Raw genomic sequence first — 4,096 nt, forward strand, 5'->3', positions numbered from 1 at the left:
GCCACGACCGCGTCGACCGAACCGGCCGCGAGCTGGCCCTCGGCGGTGTACGCGGCGGGGTTGGCGCCCGCCGGACGCACTCGCGACCCGGCGAACCCGATCTGCGCCCCGGGCACGGCCAGGATCACATCCGCGCCCGCGCCCAGCGTGGCCCAGCCGCCCCCCGTCGTCGGGTCCCGCAGGACCGCGAGCTGTGCCGGGCCCGCCGCCCGCAGCCGGGCCGAGGCGCGGGCCACCCGCTGGAGCTGGGTCAGCGCGATCATGCCCTCCTGCATGCGGCTGCCGCCCGTGGCGATCAGCGAGACGAGCGGCAGCCGCCGGGTGACGGCCTCCTCGTACGCCGCTTCCAGCCGGTCCCCGGTGCGCTGCCCCAGCGACCCGCCCAGGAAGCCGAACTCGAACGAGAGCAGCACGCAGGGGTGCCCGCCGACCGTGGCGGTGCCGTGGACGACGGACTCCTGCTCGCCGGTACGCGCGGTGGCCCGGGCCCGCGACGCGGCGTAGCCGGTCCAGTCGAGCGGGCCGTCGCCGTCGGTGTCCCCGGCGGGGGCGGGCAGCTCCGTGAACCCGTCGGTGAGCGCGGCGATCGCCTCGCGCGCCGTCAGCCGCTCAGCCATGGAGGGCCCGCTTCATGATCTTGCCCAGGTCGTTGCGCGGCAGCGCGTCCAGGTAGCGGACGGTGCGCGGGCGCTTGTGCGGGGCGAGCTGGGCCGCGACATGGTCCGCCAGCTCCCCGGCGGCGGGCGGGGCGGCCGGGTCGGCCGGCACCACCCAGGCCACGATCCGCTCGCCCAGGTCCGGGTCGGGCTCGCCGGTGACCGCCGCCTCCCGCACACCGGGGTGGTCCAGCAGCGCGTTCTCGATCTCGCCGGCGCCGATCTTGTAGCCGCCGCTCTTGATCAGGTCCGTGGCCTTGCGGCCGACGATGCGCACATAGCCGTCCGGGTCGAGCGTGGCCATGTCGCCCGTCCGGAACCAGCCGTCGGCGGTGAGCGCGGCGGCCGTCGCGTCGGGCCGGTTGAGGTAGCCGGTGAACAGGTTGGGGCCGCGCACCTGGATCTCGCCGATCGCGTCCGTGCCGGTGAGCGGGGTGCCGTCCTCCTCGACCAGGCGCAGCTCCACCCCGCGCAGGGGCGGACCGACCGTCCCGGGGCGCGGGGCGCCGTCGGCCCGTACGCCCGTGTTCATCAGGGTCTCCGTCATGCCGTACCGCTCGATGACCCGGCGGCCGGTCGCCGCCGCGATGCGCTCGTGGTCGTGGACCGGCAGCGCGGCCGACCCGGAGACCAGCAGCCGGGCGCCCGCGAGGGCCTTCGCGAGCCCGGCCGACGCATCCGGGTCCGCCAGCGCCTCGGCCAGCCGGTGGTACATCGTCGGGACGCCGAACAGCATCGTGCCGCCCGCGCCCAGCTCCCGGGCCACGCCCTCCGGCGTGAAGCGGCCCAGGTGGCGCACGGAGCCGCCCCGGCGCAGCGGGCCCAGGACGCCGAGGATCAGCCCGTGGACGTGGAAGAGGGGGAGCGCGTGCACCAGGACGTCGTCGGCGGTCCACCCCCAGGCGTCCTCCAGCGCGTCCAGCGAGGCGGCGAGCGCCCGGCGGGGCAGGACGGCTCCCTTCGGCGGGCCGGTCGTCCCGGAGGTGTACACGACGAGCGCGGGGGACTCCGGGTCCGGTTCCGGGAGGGCGGTGGGCGCGGGGTCCGGGGGCGCGGTGGTGACGCCGAGGCGTTCCAGGCCGGCCAGGGCGGGCGGGAGGACGTCGTCGGGTGAGGCGAGCACCAGCGAGGGCGCGCTGTCCGCGACGATGTGGGCGAGCTCCCGTTCCCCCGTCTTCGGGTTCAGCGGGACGGCCGGCACCCCGGCCCGGAGCGCGGCGACGACCGCGACGACGGTGTGCGCGGTCGGTGTGGCCCAGACGGCGACCCGGTCCGCGCCGGTGAGCCGGGCGGCGAGGGCTTCCGTGACCCGGGCCAGCCCGGAGTAGGTGAGGGTGACGTCGTCGAACCGGACGGCCTCGCGGGCGGCTGCCGGACCGGACGGGTCCTGGAGTGCGGGCAGAAGTGGCATCACCCTGCGCACCCTAGATCGCGGCGCTTTCCCCGGCCCCGGAACCGGCACGAATGAGGCCCGCTTCACGCCCCGGCACGGGCAGCCGCCTCACGCCCCGGTGCGCGCCCGCGCCCCCTCACCCGTCCCCCCGCACGTTCCGCATGCGCCCGTACGCGTACACGCAGCCCGCCAGCGCCAGGTCGGACAACAGCATGAAGCCGATCGAGTACGAGTCCTTCGCGCTGTAGATCGCGCCCATCACCAGCGGCGGTACGAACCCGCCGAGGCCGCCCATCGCGCCGACGATGCCGGTCACGCTGCCCACCTTCGCCTGCGGGGTGACCTGCGAGACCAGCGCGAAGACGCTGCCGCTCGCCGTGCCCAGCCCCGCCGCCATGACCAGCAGCGCGACCGTGCCGGTCGGGTCGAGGCGCGGGTCGAACGCCTGGACGATCGCCATCAGGGCGGCCACCCCCAGGGCCGCCGAGGTGACGAGCGCCGGGTGGATCCGGTCCGAGAGCCAGCCGCCGATCGGCCGGAAGATGACCGTGACCAGGGCGAACCCGGCCGCCTTGGTGCCGGCGTCGGTCGGCGTCAGTCCGTACCACGTCTTGAGGTACGTCGGCAGGTACACGCCGAACGCGACGATGCCGCCGAAGCCGATCGCGTACAGCGCGGACAGCTCCCAGGTGACCCGGAGCCGGCCCGCCGAGCCCAGCCGGTGGGTCAGCGAATCCGTCGGCACCTTGCGGCCCGGGTGGTCGTTGATGAGCAGCCCGGCGAGCGCCGCGTACACCACGAGGGCGCCGGCGACCACGAGGAACGGCAGGTTGTCGCCGTGCTTGGCGATGCGCGGCGTGAAGTATCCGGACAGCGCGACGCCGCCCATGCCCATACCGAAGACGCCGAGCGCGAGACCGCGTTTGGCGGGCGGGAACCACGAGTTGACCAGCGGGATGCCGATCGCGAACGTCGTGCCGCCGACGCCCAGCAGGAATCCCACGGCGAGCATCGCCCCGTACGAGTTCTTCGCCGGGATCAGCAGCAGCACCGGCAGGATGGTCAGTGCCGAGGTCAGCGGGAACATCAGCCGCGCGCCGAACCTGTCGGTCAGCGCGCCCACCGGGATCCGGCCCAGCGAGCCGACCAGCACCGGCACCGCCACCAGCAGCGACTGCTGGAACGAGCTCAGGCCGAGGCGGTCCTTGTAGTCCCCCGACATCGGCGCGATCAGGTTCCACGCCCAGAAGGTGAGCGTGAAGCCGATCGTGGCCATGATCAGATTCCGGTACGCGGCCGGGCCCGGGGCGTCCACGGGTGCGGGTGACTGCTTCGCGGCTGTGTCCACACAGCCAGTCAAGGGCGGACGCGGACGGTGGGCCCGTCGGCCTGCTCCGTACGGGGGACGGCTCCCCATTCTTCGCATACGCATCGAAACTGCGACAATGGGGACCATGGATCGTCTGGACAGGGAAATCCTCGGCGTCCTCCAGGAGGATGCCCGGATCTCGTACCGCGACCTGGGCGTACGGGTCGGACTCAGCGCCAACGCGGCGGCCGACCGGGTCCGGCGGCTGCGCAAGGACGGTGTCATCCGCGGTTTCACGGTGATCGTCGACCCGGCCGCGGACACCCGCACCGGGCTCGTCGTCTTCATCGACGTGACCCTGCGGATGGACACCACCAACGAGACGTTCGAACGGGCCGTGCTGACCCTGCCCGGCATCACCGAGGTGGTGCACGTGACGGGCGGCCACGACTATCTCGTCCGCGCCACCGCCGCCGACACCGCCGCCCTGGACACCCTCCTGCGCCGCCTCAAGCGCGAGGCGGGCGTCGCGCACTCGAACACCCGGGTCGCCCTGAGAGCCGCGCCGGGCCCCTGACCGCCCGCGCCGTCACAGCGGCGCCTCCCAGATCACCGTCTCCGCCCGCGAACCGTCCGGCTCGCGCCCGTCGTCCGCCACGGTGAGGCGGACCGCGCCCCGCCCGTCCGCCAGGGTCGCCGTCGCGTCCACCTCCACCTCGATCGCCGAGACCCCGGCCC

The 4,096-nt window shown here is 74.6% G+C and carries 4 protein-coding genes; 1 reads left to right on the top strand and 3 read right to left on the bottom strand.

The genetic code is table 11. The features are described from left to right. The 3 genes from G3I41_RS26955 to G3I41_RS26965 form a co-directional block, all read right to left on the bottom strand. The coding region (locus G3I41_RS26955; RefSeq protein ID WP_275408452.1) for a carboxyl transferase domain-containing protein at positions 1-617 on the bottom strand (617 nt) is incomplete at its 3' end. Continuing rightward, positions 610-2,067: an acyl-CoA synthetase gene (locus G3I41_RS26960; protein ID WP_164402968.1), complete on the bottom strand. Its 1,458-nt coding sequence runs from the start codon at positions 2,065-2,067 to the stop codon at positions 610-612. The genes G3I41_RS26960 and G3I41_RS26955, both read right to left, overlap by 8 nt. 118 nt (positions 2,068-2,185) lie before the next feature. Next, on the bottom strand, positions 2,186-3,397 hold the full coding sequence (locus tag G3I41_RS26965) for an MFS transporter (protein ID WP_343242232.1): 1,212 nt from the start codon (positions 3,395-3,397) through the stop codon (positions 2,186-2,188). A gap of 106 nt (positions 3,398-3,503) precedes the next feature. On the opposite strand from G3I41_RS26965, the gene G3I41_RS26970 reads away from it, so the two are divergent. Continuing rightward, positions 3,504-3,935: an Lrp/AsnC family transcriptional regulator gene (locus G3I41_RS26970; protein WP_026171549.1), complete on the top strand. Its 432-nt coding sequence runs from the start codon at positions 3,504-3,506 to the stop codon at positions 3,933-3,935. The last annotated feature ends 161 nt before the right edge of the window (positions 3,936-4,096 follow it).

The sequence above is a fragment of the Streptomyces sp. SID9727 genome (genome assembly GCF_010550605.1).
GTDB lineage: Bacteria > Actinomycetota > Actinomycetes > Streptomycetales > Streptomycetaceae > Streptomyces.

What these genes read in the sequence shown, in the direction of transcription:
- G3I41_RS26960 (WP_164402968.1), bottom strand. Translation starts at nt 2,067, where the DNA reads ATGCCACTTCTGCCCGCACTCCAGGACCCGTCCGGTCCGGCAGCCGCC.
- G3I41_RS26970 (WP_026171549.1), top strand. Translation starts at nt 3,504, where the DNA reads ATGGATCGTCTGGACAGGGAAATCCTCGGCGTCCTCCAGGAGGATGCC.